The sequence below is a fragment of the Prevotella sp. HJM029 genome (assembly GCF_000599605.1).
In the GTDB taxonomy this organism is placed as follows: domain Bacteria; phylum Bacteroidota; class Bacteroidia; order Bacteroidales; family Bacteroidaceae; genus Prevotella.
On record NZ_KK082672.1, the window covers coordinates 53,968 to 71,279 of the forward strand.

Here is a 17,312-nt window from a genome sequence, read left to right on the forward strand (position 1 = left end):
AAATGTATAACGGAGTTTGGTAGGGGCGGTGCCTATGTGCCCGCCCGTGTCGCCCCACAAGGGCGCATCCATCGTTCATCCCCCGCACACAATGCGTGTATTGGTTGGTATGGAAACGCCGCTACGCGGACGTTCGGGCGGGCACGCAGGCGCCGCCCCTACGGTTTCGTTTGGGTGGATTGCATGTGGGAGGGTTGATTTCGTTTGGGGTGAATTGCGTGTAAATGGTCATTTTATTTGTGTGGGATTGCGTGGAAAATTATGATGGAGTTGGGTAGGGGCGGTGCCTGTGTGCCCGTCCGTGTCGCCCCATAAGGGCGCATCCATCGTTAAATTCCCCACGCACAATGCGTGTATTTTTGGTATGGAAACGCCGCTACGCGGACGTTCGGGCGGGCACGCAGGCGCCGCCCCTACGGTTCCGTTTGGGTAGATTGTGTGTAGATGGTTGATTTCGTTTGGGAATGGATTGTGCATGGCCTACGCATTTCGTTTGGGTGGATGATGTGTGCGAATGCCCTTAACCCGCGTGTGCAAATGGTTGTGGGGAGAACCAAGCCTGTAGGGCTTGTACTTTTGATAGCCCAGGGTTGGCGACGATAGGAGCCTACCCTGGGTAAAGTCGTGGAGGGGAACCTATGCCATCGGCATTGTACTTTCTTTAAATCCATTTGCGTGCGGGGCAATCATCCGTTCGTTGCGAGTGGTAATAGTAATAGCGTGTGGCAAAAGAAAGTACAACCCACGTTGTGGGTAGCCCCCTCGTTTGCATTGTTACCCAGGGTAGGCGCGTTGCACTTGCCAACCCTGTGCTATCGAAAGTATAACCCCGATGGGGTAGGGGCACACCGCACGGTTTGATGGAGATGGGTAGGGGCGGTGCCTGTGTGCCCGCCCGTGTCGCCCCATAAGGGCGCATCCATCATTCATTCCCGCACATAATGCCGTGTATTTTTGGTATGGAAACGCCGCTACGCGGACGTTCGGGCGGGCACACAGGCACCGCCCCCTACGCATTTTGCTTGAGAGAGTTGCGCGTGGGTGTCCGCCTCTACGCAAGATTGTCCATCAAGGGCGCATTTGTTGCTATCTCTGTGCAGGGGTGGCACTTTCATTTGGCGTGGAAAAGGTGGTTTTCATTTTTATTTGTATCTTTGCAAGCAATAAAAATGTAAATCAAGAACAGTCATGGAACGTATAAAGACTTATTGGCCCGACGTGTTGGTTGTGGTGCTCTTTGCTGTCATCTCGTTTGCCTATTTCTTTCCGGCCGACTTAGATGGTCGCATTCTCTATCGGCACGATGCTTCGGCAGGGCGCGGTGCCGGTCAGGAGGTGTCGGAATATCACGAGCGGACGGGCAAGGTGTCGCGTTGGACGAATGCCACGTTTAGCGGTATGCCCACTTATCAAACGGCGCCTTCGTATCAGAGCACGGGTGTGCTGAACCAGGTGATGAAGGCCTATCACCTGTGGTTGCCCGAGAATGTGTGGTATGTTTTTGCCTATTTGTTGGGCTTCTACATTTTGCTGCGCGCTTTTGATTTCCGCTGGCATTTGGCTGCATTGGGTGCCATCGTGTGGGCCTTCTCGTCGTATTTCTTCATCATCATTGCCGCAGGCCACATTTGGAAAGTTATGGCGTTGGCCTATCTGCCGCCGCTGATAGCGGGGTTGGTGTTGGCCTATCGAGGAAAGTTGTTGCGCGGGTTCTGCGTGACGGCACTTTTCTCGGCCTTTGAGATTGATGCCAACCATGTGCAGATGACCTATTATTATTTGTTTGTGATTGCGGCCATGGTGATTGCCTATGGCGTGGATGCTGTGCGACGCGGGCAGTGGAAAGGCTTCTTGTGGGCTACGGGCGTGTGTGCTGCGGGCGCTTTGATAGGCGTTCTGCTCAATCTTTCGAATCTTTATCACACCTGGCAGTACGCACAGGAAAGCATGCGTGGCAAGAGTGAGTTGGTGAAAAAGAATGTAACCAACCAGACCAGTAGCGGTTTAGATCGCGATTATATCACGCAATGGAGTTATGGCATCGATGAAACGTGGACGTTGCTCGTGCCCAATGCCAAGGGTGGTGCGTCGGTTCCGCTGGCTGCCAATGCCAAGGCAATGGAGAAAGCCGACCCCAACTTTATGCAGATTTATCAGCAGATGGGGCAGTACTGGGGCGACCAGCCCGGTACGAGCGGCCCGGTTTATGTGGGCGCTTTTGTGCTGATGCTGTTTGTTTTGGGGCTCTTCATTGTGAAAGGACCGATGAAATGGGCGTTGCTGGGTGCCACTGTGCTGAGTATTCTGCTGTCGTGGGGCCACAACTTTATGCCTTTCACCGACTTCTTCTTGGACTATGTGCCCATGTATAGCAAGTTCCGCACGGTGGCTTCTATCCTTGTCATCGCCGAATTTACCATTCCCTTGCTGGCAATGCTGGCGCTGAAGCGCTTGGTGGATGAACCCGATTTGATGGGCAAGCAAATGCGGTGGGTGTATGTGAGCTTTGGCCTCACGGGTGGCATTGCGCTGCTGTTTGCATTCATGCCAACGGTGTTTTTCAGTGATTTCATTTCGGTTGCGGAATTAGAAGCACTGAAAGGTATTCCTGCCGACTATCTTGCTCCGTTAGAAAGCAATCTGCGCAGCATTCGCGAAGGCATTTTTGTGGCCGACTGCTGGCGCTCGTTCTGGATTATAGCCATCGGCATGGCGTTGCTGTTGCTCTATCGTTATCGCAAATTGAAGGACGAATACATGGTGGGTGCCATGGTGTTGCTGTGCCTCATCGACATGTGGCAAGTGAATAAACGCTATCTCAACGATAGCATGTTTGTTGAGAAATCGGCGCGCGAACAGGCACAGCCCATGTCCGAAACCGACCGACTGATTTTGCGCGATAAGGACTTAGATTATCGGGTGTTGAATTTAGCTTCTAACACATTCAACGAAAACGAGACGAGCTATTATCACAAGAGCATTGGCGGTTATCATGCTGCCAAGCTGCGTCGCTATCAGGATTTGATTGACAACTATATTGTGCCTGAAATGCAACAGCTCATGTCTGCGTTGGCAAAGGCTGGCGGCGACATGACCAAAGTTAAAGGCGATAGCATCTTTCCGGTGCTCAACATGCTCAATGCGAAATATTTTATCGTGCCGCTTCAAAACAACAAGACCGTGCCCATTCAAAACCCTTATGTGTTGGGCAATGCGTGGTTTGTCGACAAACTGAACTATGTGAACAACGCCAACCAAGAACTTGAGGCGTTGGGTAAGCTCAATTTGCGCCACGAAGCTGTGGCCGATACGCGGTTTAAAACTGTGTTGGGCGAGGCTACACCGCAAGATAGTACGTCGGTAGTGAAATTAACAGCCTACGCCCCCAACCAACTTACGTATGAGGTGAAGAGTGCAACGGGCGGCGTGATGGTGTTTTCGGAGATTTATTATCCCGAATGGACCGCCACAGTTGATGGCAAACCCGTTGAGATAGGACGTGCCGACTATGTGTTGCGTGCTTTGAAAGTGGATAAAGGACAACACCAAGTGGTGCTCACCTTCGATCCCAAGAGTGTGAAACAAACCGAAACCGTGGCCTATGCTGCCTATGTTGTGTTGTTGCTTGTGGTGCTCTTCGGGCTCTATGCAGAGTGGAAACGCAAGCAAAAATCGTAACCCTTACGGTTGCTAAAAATCAGCATCGGCGCACAACAGCAAAGTATGTTGTGCGCCGATGTTCTTTTGTTGTGTGGCAAACGCTTTTTGTTTTGCGGTTTAAGGTGCTACGATGGTACAGCCATTTCTGTTGCTGCTATCGCCATGCAGAAGCGCGTTGTTCACTCTTTTAACCTTTCCATTTCTTGAGAAAAGCCTGCTTTTGTTCTTCTGCTTTTGCTCGGAATGCTTTGTATGCGTCGCTTTCGGCATCAAAGGGACGATGGTTGAGTGCAGCTTTGATGGGCTGCCATTCACGCAAGTAGTCATGTGTCTTTGCGCTGAAATAAGCCTTGCTAAAGGCTTCCCAAATATAGTTCACGGCTTGTCGGGTGGGATGGAGCATATCTTCGGCATAAAACCGATAGTCGCGCAAAGCATCATTCATGATTTCATAGGCAGGAAAATAGTCTGCCTTCCCAACTTTCACTAATTCATGCGTTGCCAAAAGCAAAGTGGCTTTGCTCAATTGGCTTCCGTGAAAACCATACTTTTGATAGCGAATGGGGCTTACCGTGAGCACGATTTTCGCGTTGGCGTTGCGATTTTTCACCTGTTGAATAGCCTCTTCCAAAGCCTTGGCGCAGTCAGCGACGCTCAATTCCTCTTCCTGAAACCAACTTTGTGGTTGTTTTTTGCAGTTGTCTACAATCTCTCCCGTACGTTTCAGCCGATAAACATGGTTAGTACCCAACGTGAGTATCAACACATCAGGTAGCACTGTTGTGTCGGTTAGCCATTGTGTAAGGCTGTGTAAAATGCTTATGGGATTATACATCACACCATAAGGGTTGCAAGTTATAGAGAACAGGGCCTCCTCAAACTTCCGTCCTATATTGTCGGCAAAACACGAACCTATGCATAGGATGTTATCGGTTGGTGCAATCTTCCAGGCGGAGGAGTTGATTTCTACGGGAGTATACCATTCCATAAGCTAAATTTTGAGTTAAAAAATAAAGGGGCAAATCGTTTTGTCGACTTTGCCCCTCCATGTTCTTTGTAAAATCTGAATGCTGCGATTAGCGAGATATTACTTTGCAACAGTAAACTTAGTAGCCTTGCTAATAGCTTCTTTCGCAGTCTTCATTTCGCTGCGCAAATAATCAATAGCTTGGCGTGCAGCGTCAATCTTTGCTTTGTAAGCGTCTTGCTCTTGAGCCAATTTGTTCTTGTTTGCTTCAGCCTCTTGCGCTAATTTAGCCTTGCTTGCTTCCTGAGATTGACTCATTTGAGTCTTATACTTCTCAGTTACTTGCGCCATTTGTGCCTTGCAATTTTCGATTTCCTGTTGGAGACTTGCAATCTTTGCTTTGTAGGTGTCCAACTCTTTTGTCATTTGTGCTTGGTTTGCTTCTTGCTCCTGTGCAATCTTAGCTTTGCTTGCCTCCTGAGATTGGCTAATCTTAGCTTTGCTTGCTTCGAGAGACTGGCTCATTTGCGTCTTGTAAGTCTCAATCATTTGATTGAGCTGAGCAATTTTAGCTTCACCTGCATCTAAATCATAAGTTACACCTTTTGCAGTGTGTTTGATTACAATACCCTTTACATCAGTCGAATCTGCTGCCGTTGCAGCAAAGGCCATAGCTGCTGAGCAAACTAAGGCTAAAGTCAGAAAAACTTTTTTCATATTCTATAATTATTTTGTGGAGTTATAAATCCTGCTGCAAAATTAGTCTTTTTTTAAAGATATAACAAGTTTTTGCGCAAATCTTTTCTCTTTCCTCCATAAAAAGGGGGGTATATTCATTGAAATCGCCATTTTCTCAAACCTCTGTTTATATTATAGATGGATTAGGAGGTATGATTACTTCAAATAAAATAGGTTTAGTGTTTAATGACCGGTTTGGATTAAAAAGAAAGTTTGTGAGGGGAGATTTTAAATAATTTCCAACAAAGTCTATAATAACCACCTTTTTTGTATCTTTGCAACAAGTCTATAACAATCGAAGCGTTAAAAGGGAAATGGCGAATATAAAGGAACTGCTGAAGCGTAAGGGGCTACCTATCCTTCTTTTCTATCTTTGTGCTGTTGCATGCAGAAGCATAGCTGTTTATGTGTTACCTGCAATAGTTCCTGATGGTCTACATTCTTTATGGCAGCAGCTCTGTGAAGGATTAGGCCCCACGTTAGGGGCTTTAGTCGTTATGTGTTTCTTTAAAAAGGAATTATTTTGTAGTATCATGGGAGCTTCACCGAAGCGTAGTGTTTTCTGTATTCTTTTTCCTATTTTGTTATTACTCCTGTTTGATAGAACGAACGGCCTTAAAGGTGCCTTTATATTTTTAGGTTGTGTGTCCTATGCCTTTCTTGAAGAATTTGGTTGGCGTGGTTATCTAATGGGGGAGCTTGCTAACTGGAAGCGCCCCTGGCGTATTCTATTTATGACAACACTTTGGTTTTTTTGGCATGTAAATGTGCCTTTAGGCATCAATGGCTGCATCTTCTTTGCGATTCTGTTGTTGTCTTCGTGGGGATTGGATCAATTGGCTAACGATACCCATTCTCTTGTTCTTTGTGCCTGCCTCCATGGTGTTTTTAATCTATTCAAACACAATAATGGCCTTTTAGATTATAGGCTAACAATCGTCCTCCTTGCTATTTCTATCCTATCTTGGTTTGTCGTTTGGTATTATCCTTTTCATAGGCAGAATACGCAGCCGTAATCTTTAAGCCTTTTACTTGTGAATAGGGAACATCACCAAAAGTTGTAATCCTTATCATATATTTTATTCGATTTATTGGATTGTTACGTTGTAAATATTGTGTGTTTTTATGGGTGAGGCTTATAAAATATGTATCTATTCGCTCTTTGTTGTATAATAAGTGTTAAAGAAGTACGTTTTCTTATAGAATTATTTGGAAGTATAGTCTGTATCACATATCTTTGCATCGTGTTTTTCATGGTATTAGATTTAAGGTTAACAAAGATTGGGACTCAGCGGAGCCCCTTTTTTTATGCTCTTACTTTTTCGAGCCTTCTGTGTAACTTCAAATCTGTATCTCCAATCCTTTGTAAAGTGAAGAGATTGCAATGGCTGCGTCAGTTGCATGAATATTGAGGGAGGAAATGGGCATTTCCTTTTTTATCTCTTGCTTTATTCTCATTCCACTTATTCCAAAAATCCCTTTCCTCAAGCGTCCTTTTGCGTAGAAAGCACCGCAAATTAGGAGGGTATGTGATTGTTTTTAACTGAAAACAAAAGCGGGTATACTTCATGAGGCATACCCGCTTTTCTTATCCTAAACAAGATATTTCCGAGGATAACATTCTAAAGCATGAAATGACCTTTCAGAAATTGATTCGTATTATTTCTTTATGGCCTGTTGTTTCACCAAATACTCGGCTATTTGCACAGCATTTAATGCCGCACCTTTACGTATTTGGTCGCCTGTAAGCCACAGCGTGTTGCCATAGTCATCGGCCAAATCTTTACGCACACGACCCACGTAGACATCATCTTTCCCTGCACTTTCCAACGGCATGGGGTAGATATAATGCTGCGGATCGTCAACCAAAGTCACACCGGGAGCAGCCTTTAAGGCCTCGCGGATGGCCTCTACATTCAAGGGCTCAGCTGTTTCAAACCACACACTCTCACTATGTGAGCGCAAAGAACTCACACGAACGCAGGTGGCACTCGTACGAATGTCGCTGTGCATAATCTTGCGTGTCTCGTTAAACATCTTCATTTCCTCCTTCGTATAGTCATTCTCCATCATCTTATCGATTTGTGGAATCACATTATAAGCCAACTGATGGGGGAACTTTTTAATCGTTTTAACTTCACCCTCATCCACCAATTCGCGATATTGTTGCTCCAATTCGGCCATCGCAGCAGCCCCAGCTCCACTGGCACTTTGATAGCTTGCGATGTGCACTTTTTTAATATGACTCAGCTCTTCGATAGGCTTCAACACCACAACCATCATGATAGTGGTGCAATTGGGGTTGGCAATGATGTGACGAGGGCAATGCAAAGCGTCCTCAGCATTCACTTCGGGAACCACCAATGGCACATCGTCGCACATGCGGAACGCACTGGAGTTGTCAATCATCACCGCTCCATATTGGGTAATGGTCTTTGCAAATTCCTCAGAAACACCTGCTCCAGCCGAGGTTAATGCGATGTCAACATCCTTAAAATCGTCATTATGTTGCAATAATTTCACCTCATATTCTTTACCCTTAAACGTATATTTCTTTCCTGCACTGCGTGAAGAACCAAATAAAACCAATTCATCTAAGGGGAAATTACGCTCATCAAGAATGCGCAATAATTCTTGGCCAACGGCACCACTGGCACCAACAATCGCAACTTTCATTGTTTATTTTCCTGTTTAATGTTATTTAATTCACACAAAATTAATATATTCCACGCAATAAAGGCAAGAATAAGGGGAAAAATTCAAGATATGTAGGCAAATTGATTAACTTTGCATCTATAAAGATAAAGAGCAAAGAAAAAATGGCTAACGATATTAAATTAGGTGATTATAATGTGCTCCGTGTGAAAGAATTGGCACGACGCGAAGGTTATGGCGAAGTGTTTGGACTCTATTTAGATGGCGGTCGCGAGGGAGATATCCTCATGCCGCAGAAATATGTGCCCGAACATGTTCGTGTAGGCGACGAGATAACTTGTTTCATCTATTTAGACCAAGAGGAGCGTCCCATTGCCACTACCGAGCAACCCCTTGCAAAGGTTGGCGACTTCGCTTATTTAGAATGTGCCTGGGTTAACGAATATGGCGCCTTTTTGCACTGGGGCTTAACGAAAGATTTGTTCTGTCCGTTTCGCGAACAGAAGCGAAAGATGGAGATTGGCAATCGCTACATTGTGCATGTCCACATTGATGAAGAGAGCTATCGCATTGTGGCCAGTGCAAAGGTTGAACGCTATCTCAAGGAAGATATGGCCGCAAAACATTTCAAACGCAATGAAGAAGTTGACATTTTAATCTGGCAGAAAACCGAATTAGGTTTTAAAGTCATTGTCAACAACCAATATCCCGGGCTCATTTACCAAGATCAAATCTTTAAATCTATCCACACTGGCGACGGCATGAAAGCCTATGTGGCACAGCTTCGCACGGATGGAAAGCTCGATATTACCCTGCAACCCACGGGCATTGCCGCTGCTGAAGACTTCTCGTCGGTGCTCCTCCGCTATTTAAAAGAGAATAATGGCTATTGCGTTTTGGGCGACAAGAGCGCCCCCGAAGCCATTAAACATCAGTTTCAAGTAAGCAAAAAGGTCTTTAAAAAGGCTATTGGCGACCTCTATAAAAAACACCTTATCACGATAGAGGCCGATGGCTTGCACTTAGTTTCGCCAACAAATGTATAATTTCTCGCATCTTAGAACAGCTAAAATGATACAACTGCAAGTGAAGAAACGCAATACCTTCCAACATATTTTAAGCTATAGCCTCGCCGTGATAGGGGCGATCCTGTTGTTCGCCAGCTGCAAGACCCCTCGCAACCTCACCTACATGCAAGGTGCTTTTGATGCACAGCAGTCTGCCGCCACGCACAGCATCCGTCTGATGGCTGATGATAAAGTTTCGATTTTTGTAAAAAGTCGCGATGAGGTGCTCACCCAACATTTCAATATTTCGCTGCCCAATATGCAGCAGGTGCTCACCTATACGCTCGACAATCAAGGCAATATCGATTTCCCGATGTTAGGAAAGGTAGCACTTTTGGGGCTCACCCGTGCGGAAGCTGCACAGCGCATTAAGAGCCGTTTGGTGCAGGAATTTGGCGCAAAGGATGTGGTTGTCACCGTCGACTTTAGCAAACTCACCTTTTCTGTGTTGGGCGAAGTGAATAAAGCAGGTAATTTTGACATCACCAAAGATCGCATCACTATTTTCGATGCTTTAGGGATGGCGGGTGATATGACCATCTATGGACAGCGCGATAGCGTGAAAGTGTTTCGCGAAGTCGATGGAAAGCCTGTTGCCTACACGCTGAATTTGGCTTCAGCTCCTCAAGTTCTGCAGTCGCCAGCCTATTATTTGCAACAGAACGACGTGGTTTATGTGCCTGCCAATCGCACCCGTCAACGGCAAGCTACCATCAATGGCAACACACTTCAGTCCACTTCTTTTTGGGTTTCAGTCGCCTCATTGCTCGCCACGGTTGCAGTTTTAATCTTTAAATAATGCCGTTGCTCATGTCTACCACCACACCAGGTTTCACACTCCGTCAATATCTTGCTTTCTGTCGGCAAGCAAAGAAATGGTTTTTCATCTCCGTTGCGTTTTGCATGGCTGCTGCTTTAGGCTATCTTATGCTCAAAAAACCTGTTTATGAGCGTAGCACACAACTCATGGTGCGTGAAGATGCAACGCCCAGTTCAAAACTCACTGCCGGGCTAAGCATGATACAAGGCTTGGGAGGTATGTTGGGAGGGAGTGCCAATGTCAACAATGAGCTGCTTGCACTCACTACACCTTATAATATAGTAGAAGCCATCAAGCGATTGCATTTGGATGATACCTACACCGAAGGCAACCTCTTTCATCGCACCACCTTATATGGTTCTTCGCTGCCTATTCGGATAGATGCCAGAGGACTAATGCCCGAAGACAAGCTACAGATGGAGATAAAAATAGCGCAAGGCAACATCGAACTCTCTCATATCAAACGAAATAAAACAGCTTTCGATGGTACCTTTCGCGGACAAGTGAATGGCATTATTCATACACCCATTGGCCTTGTGGCTATTCTCCCCACACGGGTTTACACGGGAAAAGAAAGTCAAACGATAACTTTTCGCCATACACCGCCCGTTGAAGTGGCCGATGCCATGACCAAAAAACTTGATGCAGGTATCGCCGAAGAATTGGGGTCGGTGATTGATTTGCGCTATGAGGATGTCCTTCCGCAACGTGCAGAGGACTTTCTTCGTATGCTTGTAGCCGTTTATAACGAGCGATGGATGGGCGATGAAAATCAATTAAATGCTTCAACCACACGTTTTATCGACAACCGTATTGCAGAGATTACAACCGAGTTGGGCAAATCAGAGACGACCATCACGGCCTATAAAACCAAGCACAACCTGCCCGATGTGGTCGAAACGACCAAGTTGGCCATGGAGACCTCGACAAAGATGAGCAGCGAGTTGGCCACCCTTCGTGGACTTAGGGCTGCGGCAAGTGATATGGAACGGTTCTTGAATCAGCATGCAAACGCGAACCAAACGTTGCCCGTTAATCTGCTGAACAACGATAAAACGCTTGCCATGCAGGTGGAAAACTACAACCAGTTGCAGTTAGAACGCAATCGGGTAGCGGCCAATAGCAATGCCTCAAACAGCATTGTGCAGGGCATGGATAAGCAATTAGCGGCACTTCGGTCGTCAATCCATGCGAGTTTGCGCACCAATATGCAGCAAATTGATCAGCAAATTGCTACCTATTACCAGCTGAAAGGAGCTAATGATGCACAAACAAAGTCGAGCCCACAGCAAGCAAAGTTCTTGCTTTCGGCCGAGCGACAGCAGAAAATCCAGGAACAGCTCTATATTTTTATGTTGCAAAAGCGCGAAGAAAACATCCTCTCTCGTGCCTTTACACCCTATAAAGTGCGGGTGCTTTCGCCCCCTATGGGCAGTTTGAAACCCGTGAAGCCCCATAAACTGATGGTGCTGGTGTTGGCACTTCTCATGGGGTGTTGCATCCCTTTGTTTGTGATTTTCCTGCGCATGAATGTGCAAATGCTGTTGCACGACGAAGCTCAATCCTAACCATTCATCATGCTTGTTGTCGTTCTCTATGCGCTGTTGTTTCCTCTTGTGAGCCTCACCTCCAAGGTGTTTGTGCACGTCCGCACGCAGAAAGTTTTCCAAATGCTGTTGTGTTTCGTGCTGCTCTTTGGCTTTTTTGGCTTTCGCGACATCACAGTGCTGAACGACACGCCGCATTATTATGGCTTCTACTACCTCAAATCGCTTTACACAAGCTATCGGAATGAGTCGATATTTGCATTTCATTTGAGCGACAAGTTTGAGTATGGCTTTCAAGTGTTGGTGCATTTCCTCATCAAATATGTTTCAAGGTCTCCCTATACAATCATTATCTTCTCGGCCTTTGTCATCACTATCAGCAACTTATGGTTTATTCAACGTAAGACACAAAATGTGGCAATAACCTGCTTTTTCATGCTGATAGGTTATGTCTTTTTCATGCAATATTGTGTCATTCGGCAGGCTTTTGCCATCGCTATCTTCTATGTGGCCTATTGTTGCTATCTTGAAAAAGGGCGGAATAAAGGCTATTGCCTGCTCATATTGCTTGCTACGTTGTTTCATACCTCGGCACTTGTGCTGCTGTTGCTTCCACTGCTCAAATGCATTCGCCCCACAAAGCACCACACTCTGTTGCTGTTGGCCGGTGCTTTGTTGCTTACCCTGTGCCTTTTCCAACTGCTTTCGCTTTTCGGGTTGCAAGATAGTGTTTATTATAAGGTGGCGCTACAAAAAGAAACCCTCTCCATCTTTGGAATGATTGAATTAGCCATTATGGGAACAACTGTGGGCACTTGCTATGGACTTCATCGGCGCATGCATTGCAAGGCAGTTGATCGAAATGTGTATGCTGTATTCGTTTTAGCACTCAGTGTGGCCATCATGCTGCCGGTATTCAGTTTCTTTTCGCGCATCAATGACTATCTTTGGCCACTGATCATTGTGATTTTTTTGCGCTATGTGCACTCCCAGGCCATTGGTTCTGTGGCTGTTTCTCATCCTCAATACCACTTGGCACAGCGCGTGGCGGTGCTTTTTATCGGCTGTGTTTTTGTAGCTCGCATCGCCGTTGTCAGCACTTTTCGTCCCGAATGGCTGCACTTGGTGCCCTATCGGTTTTATGATTTCAGCAATCATTACCATTATTATCATCTTTATCCGCAGAAATAACCATGAGAAAGGGGCGTTTAACAGCATTCCAATCTGACCTTGCGCGGCGCATGTTCCATGGTGCATTTTGGTCGTTTTCGGGTACGGCAATGGGGAAATTGTGCCTGCTGGTGGCGGGTATTCTTTGTGCACATCTCTTGAAACAAGAGGTGTTTGGGCAGTTGGGCATGATTCGTTCCACTCTCAATATCTTTATCGTTTTTGGTGCATCGGGCATTGGTGTGACCGCCACGAAGCTGATTTCCACCTATCGAACCAACGACATTCCGCGCCTGCTGCGTATGACCCGACTGACATTTCAATTGGCTTGGGTGATGGCTTTGGTGCTCATGGTGTTTTGTTTTGTTTTGGCTCGACCGATTGCACGGCACATACTCCATGCCGAACACCTCACGTTTGAACTACAAATTGCCAGTGTGTTGTTGCTGTTTTCTATCTTATACGGCGTGCAAAATGGTGTTCTTACGGGGTTAGAACAATTTAAAATCATGGCGCGTAACACGTTTGTTGGGAGTTTGTTAGAGGCTGTTTTGATGGTTGCTGGTGCCTATTTCTGGGGACTGATGGGGGCTATTGTCGGTTTAGGCATAGGCCTTGGAGCACTCTTTTGGGTCAATCGGCTGTCGATTAAAAAGCACTATGCGCAATATGTTGTTGACGAAATACATTCCCCTCACACGCCAAATGATTGGTCAATGCTACTGAACGATTGCATACCAGCTACTCTATCGGCGTTAATGGTGACCCCCACCTTTTGGGGAATACGCACCATCTTGCTACAACATGACGGTTACAACAGTTTGGCTTTGTTTGAGGCGGCCGATCAATGGAAAGTGATGATGCTGTTCATTCCCACAGCTATCAGCCAGATTGTATTACCCATTTTGACGAGCATTCGGCAACAGCGGCAGCAATTTCGTCATGTCCTGTTGGCCAATATAGCGCTCATTGTGGGCATCTCATCCATGATAACGCTGGTGGTTTTGCTCTTGGGTGGTCCCATTATGCAACTCTATGGCAAGGGCTTTTCAGACAAAATGCCATTGGTTTATTTGGCACTCTCCAACATTTTCTCGGCCTATTCGAACATCATAGAGATGTCAATCTACAGCAAAAACAAGATGTGGCAGGCCTTTGTAATTAATCTTTTCTGGGCCATAGCCTTATTGATTTCAGCCTATGGGTTGGTTGAACGCGGGCTGAATGCCACCGGAATAGCGTTGGCTGTGCTGATAGCCTATGGTTTAAAGTCGATACTGGCGACCCTTTATCTCACGTTGTTTTTAAAAAGATGAAAGATTTTTCGGTTGTCCTTCCCACCTATAATCATGTTGCTTTGGCGCGGCAAGTCATCGTTTCTGTGTTGAGGCAGCGCCATGTGAGCATAGAATTGATCGTTACAGACGACTCGGATGATGATGCCATTGCGCAGTTATGTGGCGAATTTCAGTCGGCAAACATTCGTTATTTTAAGCATCAGCGCACGGGCAATGCGGTGGAAAATTGGAATGCGGGGCTGCAAAAAGCGCAGGGAAAATATGTGGTGTTGCTTCACCACGATGAGGCTTTTGTGAGTGATGACCATTTGTATCGGGTGAAAAAAGCATTTGAGCAACAGATGCAGGTGGTGGTGACGAATATCCAAGTGGAGGTCGGAGGTCGGCGAAAGAACCGTTTTCTTCCGAACCTTATCAAGCGTTGTAGCCTGCATCATCCCACATTACTTTTTGCTTGTAACACCATTGGACCATGCGCTTGCGTAGCAGTGGTGCGCGAGTTGCTGCCGATGTTGGATGAAAAGCTTACGTGGTTGGTGGATGTGGAATGGTATTTTCGGTTGCTCAGGCATGCAAAAGTTACTTATCTGCCCGCATGCTTTGTACGTTCTCAGCATGGACATGCGGAGCAAATTACATCCAAAATAGACATTATGCAGGCTTTGCGACAAGACCAAACCACCATCAAACAGAAGGACTATTACAACCGATGGATAGGCTGGGCGTTAGGAATGCAATGCTGGCTGCAACGTTTTAAAACGCAAAAGCAATGAAAATCGTGAGAATTATCGGTGGATTGGGCAATCAAATGTTTCAGTATGCGTTGGCTTTGGCATTGAAGCGACGGCATGGAAACGAAGAGGTGAAGCTCGACCTCTCGGCCTTTCGAGGCTACGAGAAGCACGGAGGCTTTCAATTGGTGCAATGCTTTGGCACCACTTTGCCCGCAGCCACATGGCAAGAGGTAGCGCAGTTGGCGTGGTATTATCCGCATTATCAGCTGTGGCGCATAGGGCATCGTGTGCTGCCTGTGCGCAAAACGATGGTGAAGGAACCAGAAAATGACGCTTTTTTGCCTGAAGCCTTGCAAAGAAAGGGTGATGCTTATTATGAGGGTTATTGGCAGGATGAGCGCTATTTCAGCCACTGCCGCCCGGCCATCTTACAAGCATTCACATTCCCTGCATTTACAAATCCACGGAACTTAGCCGTGCAGCAGCAGATAAACACCACGGAGAGTGTGGCGATACATGTGCGACGAGGCGATTATTTGCACGATGTGCTGTTTCGAGACGTATGTGGGCTGACTTATTATCAGCGTGCGATAGCTACCATTTTGCAGCATGTTGTGCATCCTGTGTTCTATCTTTTTTCAGATGACATGGCTTGGTGTCGGCAGCATATTCAACCGTTGTTGCAAACCAACGAAGCCGTTTTTATAGACTGGAATAGTGGGAGTGCCAGCATTTGCGACCTGTACCTGATGACCCTTTGTCGGCATCACATCATCGCTAATTCGTCTTTTTCATGGTGGGGCGCCTGGCTTTCGTCACATCAAGCGGGCTGGATTATTGCGCCAAAACGATGGTATGCGCAGGACGGAAAGGTGTCGCCAGCTGCTGAGAGCTGGTTTAAATTATGAATTTCATCATGGTACTTTTTCAATAAAAACATCTATCTTTGCAACTACATCTGGTGTCGTTATGTCCTTTTCTGTTTTAATAGCCGTTTACAACCAAGAGCAACCCCATTTTCTACAGCAAGCTTTAGAGAGTTTGTTGCAACAGACATGGTTACCCAACGAGGTGATTGTAGTGGAAGATGGACCGCTGACCTCCGCTTTAAATGAGGTGTTGGCACACTTTCAGCGGCAATATAAAGCGTGCAAACGCATTGCGAAACCGCGGCAAGAAGGGTTGGGATTGGCATTGAATGAGGGGCTGAAACATTGTCAACATGACGTGGTGGCGCGCATGGATAGCGATGATATTTGCATGCCACAACGTTTTGAAAAGCAGCTGTCTTATTTGCAAACTCATCCAGAGGTGGATGTCGTGGGGAGCTGGGTGGCCGAGTTTTCAACCACACCCGCGCAGGTGATTTCGGTTCGTTGTGTGCCCGAAACCCACCAAGCGATTTGGCAATTTGCACATTTTCGCAATCCCATGAACCATCCTACCGTGATGTTTCGTAAAGTAAAGGTGGTGCAAGCAGGTGGCTATCGCCATATGCCAGCTTTTGAAGATTATGACCTTTGGGCGCGCATGTTGCAGCAAGGGGCGTGCTTTCATAATTTGCAAGAGTGTCTGTTGTGGTTTCGTCTTAATGCGAATACGTTTCGTCGGCGAGGAGGAGTAAACTATATTGCTGCAGAAATGCACTTCCAGAAAGGCTTGGTTCGCCTGCGATTTCTCACGCCAGTGCAGGCTTTTGGTAATATGATGATGCGACTTGGCGTGAGGCTCCTACCTGCTTTTTTGAGGAAGAAGTTCTATCTGGCACAGCTTCGTATAGCAGCTTCGACAGTTGTTTGTTCGCCAGATATGGTGAAGAAAGGAGGGGATATATGACTATTTCCGACGCATCATCTCGCATGAGCATCTTCCTAAAGCGGCTTTTCGATATTTTTCTTGCGCTCTCGATGCTCATCGTCTGCATACCACTACTGCTTTATTGCTATTGGTTGGTGTGGCATGAACATGATGGTAGCGTGTTTTTCAAGCAAGAACGCATCGGCCGTTATGGAAAGCCCTTTATGATGTATAAATTTCGTAGTATGACAATGGATGCCGAATATCAAGGTCCAGCGCTCTATCAACCAGGAAAAGATACTCGGCTCACGATGGCAGGAGCCTTTCTACGTGCCCACCATCTTGATGAATTGCCACAACTTTGGAATATTCTGTGTGGTGACATGAGCTTTGTGGGGCCGCGACCTGAACGGCAATTCTATATTGATAGAATAATGATTAGAGACCCACGCTATGCACAATTATATGCTATCCGCCCAGGAGTGACGAGCTATGCCACGTTACACAATGGCTATACCGACACCATGGAGAAGATGCTCATGCGCTTGAAATGGGATTTATATTACTTGCATCATCGCAGCTGGCGGCTCGATTTTCACATCCTCTCTACAACTTTTCGCTATATGCTTGTTGGAAAAAAGTTTTAACCCTGCAGGGGAGTATTCAACTGCAAGTTCTTTTTATGAAGCGCATGGCACCCAAACTTTTTGTCACACTTATTGGTATCGAGTTGATTGGCGTGATTTAGACAGATTACTCTCCTGGGGCTCAAATGATTATCAAACTTAAGAAGTATCCATTCTGAAGCTCAGAATGGACGCCAAATAAAAAAAACAGACATTCCGATGCATCGGAATGT

16 protein-coding genes and 1 pseudogene are annotated in these 17,312 nt (G+C 46.3%); 12 read left to right on the top strand and 5 right to left on the bottom strand.

Features of this window, described 5'->3' with window-relative positions:
- Window positions 1-198 (top strand): annotated as a pseudogene (locus X919_RS17145) (hypothetical protein); the annotation flags it as partial.
- A 30-nt stretch (window positions 199-228) separates the two neighbouring features.
- On the opposite strand, the gene X919_RS16670 reads toward X919_RS17145, so the two are convergent.
- Both X919_RS16670 and X919_RS16675 read right to left on the bottom strand, forming a co-directional pair.
- Window positions 229-477, bottom strand: a complete 249-nt coding sequence (locus X919_RS16670; protein WP_155949718.1) for a hypothetical protein — start codon at window positions 475-477, stop codon at window positions 229-231.
- 184 nt (window positions 478-661) lie between these two features.
- Window positions 662-919, bottom strand: a complete 258-nt coding sequence (locus tag X919_RS16675) for a hypothetical protein (RefSeq protein ID WP_155949719.1) — start codon at window positions 917-919, stop codon at window positions 662-664.
- A gap of 269 nt (window positions 920-1,188) precedes the next feature.
- Here X919_RS16675 and X919_RS0111225 point away from each other — a divergent pair, with 269 nt between their 5' ends.
- Window positions 1,189-3,678 (top strand): YfhO family protein, encoded by a 2,490-nt coding sequence (locus tag X919_RS0111225; RefSeq protein WP_028900192.1) that lies wholly within the window; start codon window positions 1,189-1,191, stop codon window positions 3,676-3,678.
- A 169-nt stretch (window positions 3,679-3,847) separates the two neighbouring features.
- Here the strand turns inward: X919_RS0111225 and X919_RS0111230 are convergent, their stop codons facing one another.
- Both X919_RS0111230 and X919_RS0111235 read right to left on the bottom strand, forming a co-directional pair.
- Window positions 3,848-4,648 carry a GSCFA domain-containing protein gene (locus tag X919_RS0111230; protein ID WP_028900193.1) on the bottom strand — a complete coding sequence of 267 codons (801 nt, stop codon included), beginning with the start codon at window positions 4,646-4,648 and terminating at the stop codon, window positions 3,848-3,850.
- Between the two features lie 99 nt (window positions 4,649-4,747).
- Window positions 4,748-5,344, bottom strand: coding sequence for a hypothetical protein (locus X919_RS0111235; protein WP_036917932.1), 597 nt, complete (start codon window positions 5,342-5,344; stop codon window positions 4,748-4,750).
- 335 nt (window positions 5,345-5,679) lie between these two features.
- Between X919_RS0111235 and X919_RS0111240 the strand changes: the two genes are divergently transcribed.
- Window positions 5,680-6,381: a CPBP family intramembrane glutamic endopeptidase gene (locus X919_RS0111240; protein WP_028900195.1), complete on the top strand. Its 702-nt coding sequence runs from the start codon at window positions 5,680-5,682 to the stop codon at window positions 6,379-6,381.
- A gap of 643 nt (window positions 6,382-7,024) precedes the next feature.
- Here the strand turns inward: X919_RS0111240 and X919_RS0111250 are convergent.
- Entirely contained in the window at window positions 7,025-8,041 is a 1,017-nt protein-coding gene (locus X919_RS0111250) for an aspartate-semialdehyde dehydrogenase (RefSeq protein ID WP_028900196.1), read from the bottom strand.
- 143 nt (window positions 8,042-8,184) lie between these two features.
- Between X919_RS0111250 and X919_RS0111255 the strand changes: the two genes are divergently transcribed.
- Genes X919_RS0111255 through X919_RS0111295 form a run of 9 tightly spaced genes read left to right on the top strand, consistent with a single transcriptional unit; the run spans window position 8,185 to window position 17,100 of the window.
- Entirely contained in the window at window positions 8,185-9,066 is an 882-nt protein-coding gene (locus X919_RS0111255) for a CvfB family protein (RefSeq protein ID WP_028900197.1), read from the top strand.
- Window positions 9,067-9,091: 25 nt separating this feature from the next.
- Complete coding sequence (locus X919_RS0111260) at window positions 9,092-9,886, top strand: polysaccharide biosynthesis/export family protein (protein ID WP_172642736.1); 795 nt, start codon at window positions 9,092-9,094, stop codon at window positions 9,884-9,886.
- Window positions 9,886-11,475 carry a GumC family protein gene (locus X919_RS0111265; RefSeq protein WP_253270138.1) on the top strand — a complete coding sequence of 530 codons (1,590 nt, stop codon included), beginning with the start codon at window positions 9,886-9,888 and terminating at the stop codon, window positions 11,473-11,475. Before X919_RS0111260 ends, X919_RS0111265 begins: the two co-directional genes overlap by 1 nt.
- Before the next feature lie 9 nt (window positions 11,476-11,484).
- On the top strand, window positions 11,485-12,645 hold the full coding sequence (locus X919_RS0111270) for an EpsG family protein (RefSeq protein WP_028900200.1): 1,161 nt from the start codon (window positions 11,485-11,487) through the stop codon (window positions 12,643-12,645).
- Window positions 12,646-12,647: 2 nt separating this feature from the next.
- Window positions 12,648-13,940, top strand: coding sequence for an oligosaccharide flippase family protein (locus tag X919_RS0111275; protein ID WP_028900201.1), 1,293 nt, complete (start codon window positions 12,648-12,650; stop codon window positions 13,938-13,940).
- Window positions 13,937-14,695 carry a glycosyltransferase family 2 protein gene (locus X919_RS0111280; protein ID WP_028900202.1) on the top strand — a complete coding sequence of 253 codons (759 nt, stop codon included), beginning with the start codon at window positions 13,937-13,939 and terminating at the stop codon, window positions 14,693-14,695. The genes X919_RS0111275 and X919_RS0111280 overlap by 4 nt, the downstream gene beginning before the upstream one ends.
- Window positions 14,692-15,564 carry an alpha-1,2-fucosyltransferase gene (locus X919_RS0111285; protein ID WP_028900203.1) on the top strand — a complete coding sequence of 291 codons (873 nt, stop codon included), beginning with the start codon at window positions 14,692-14,694 and terminating at the stop codon, window positions 15,562-15,564. The genes X919_RS0111280 and X919_RS0111285 overlap by 4 nt, the downstream gene beginning before the upstream one ends.
- Window positions 15,512-16,492 carry a glycosyltransferase family 2 protein gene (locus X919_RS15345; protein ID WP_371212594.1) on the top strand — a complete coding sequence of 327 codons (981 nt, stop codon included), beginning with the start codon at window positions 15,512-15,514 and terminating at the stop codon, window positions 16,490-16,492. Before X919_RS0111285 ends, X919_RS15345 begins: the two co-directional genes overlap by 53 nt.
- Window positions 16,489-17,100, top strand: a complete 612-nt coding sequence (locus X919_RS0111295) for a sugar transferase (RefSeq protein ID WP_051502519.1) — start codon at window positions 16,489-16,491, stop codon at window positions 17,098-17,100. The genes X919_RS15345 and X919_RS0111295 overlap by 4 nt, the downstream gene beginning before the upstream one ends.
- Window positions 17,101-17,312: the final 212 nt, after the last annotated feature.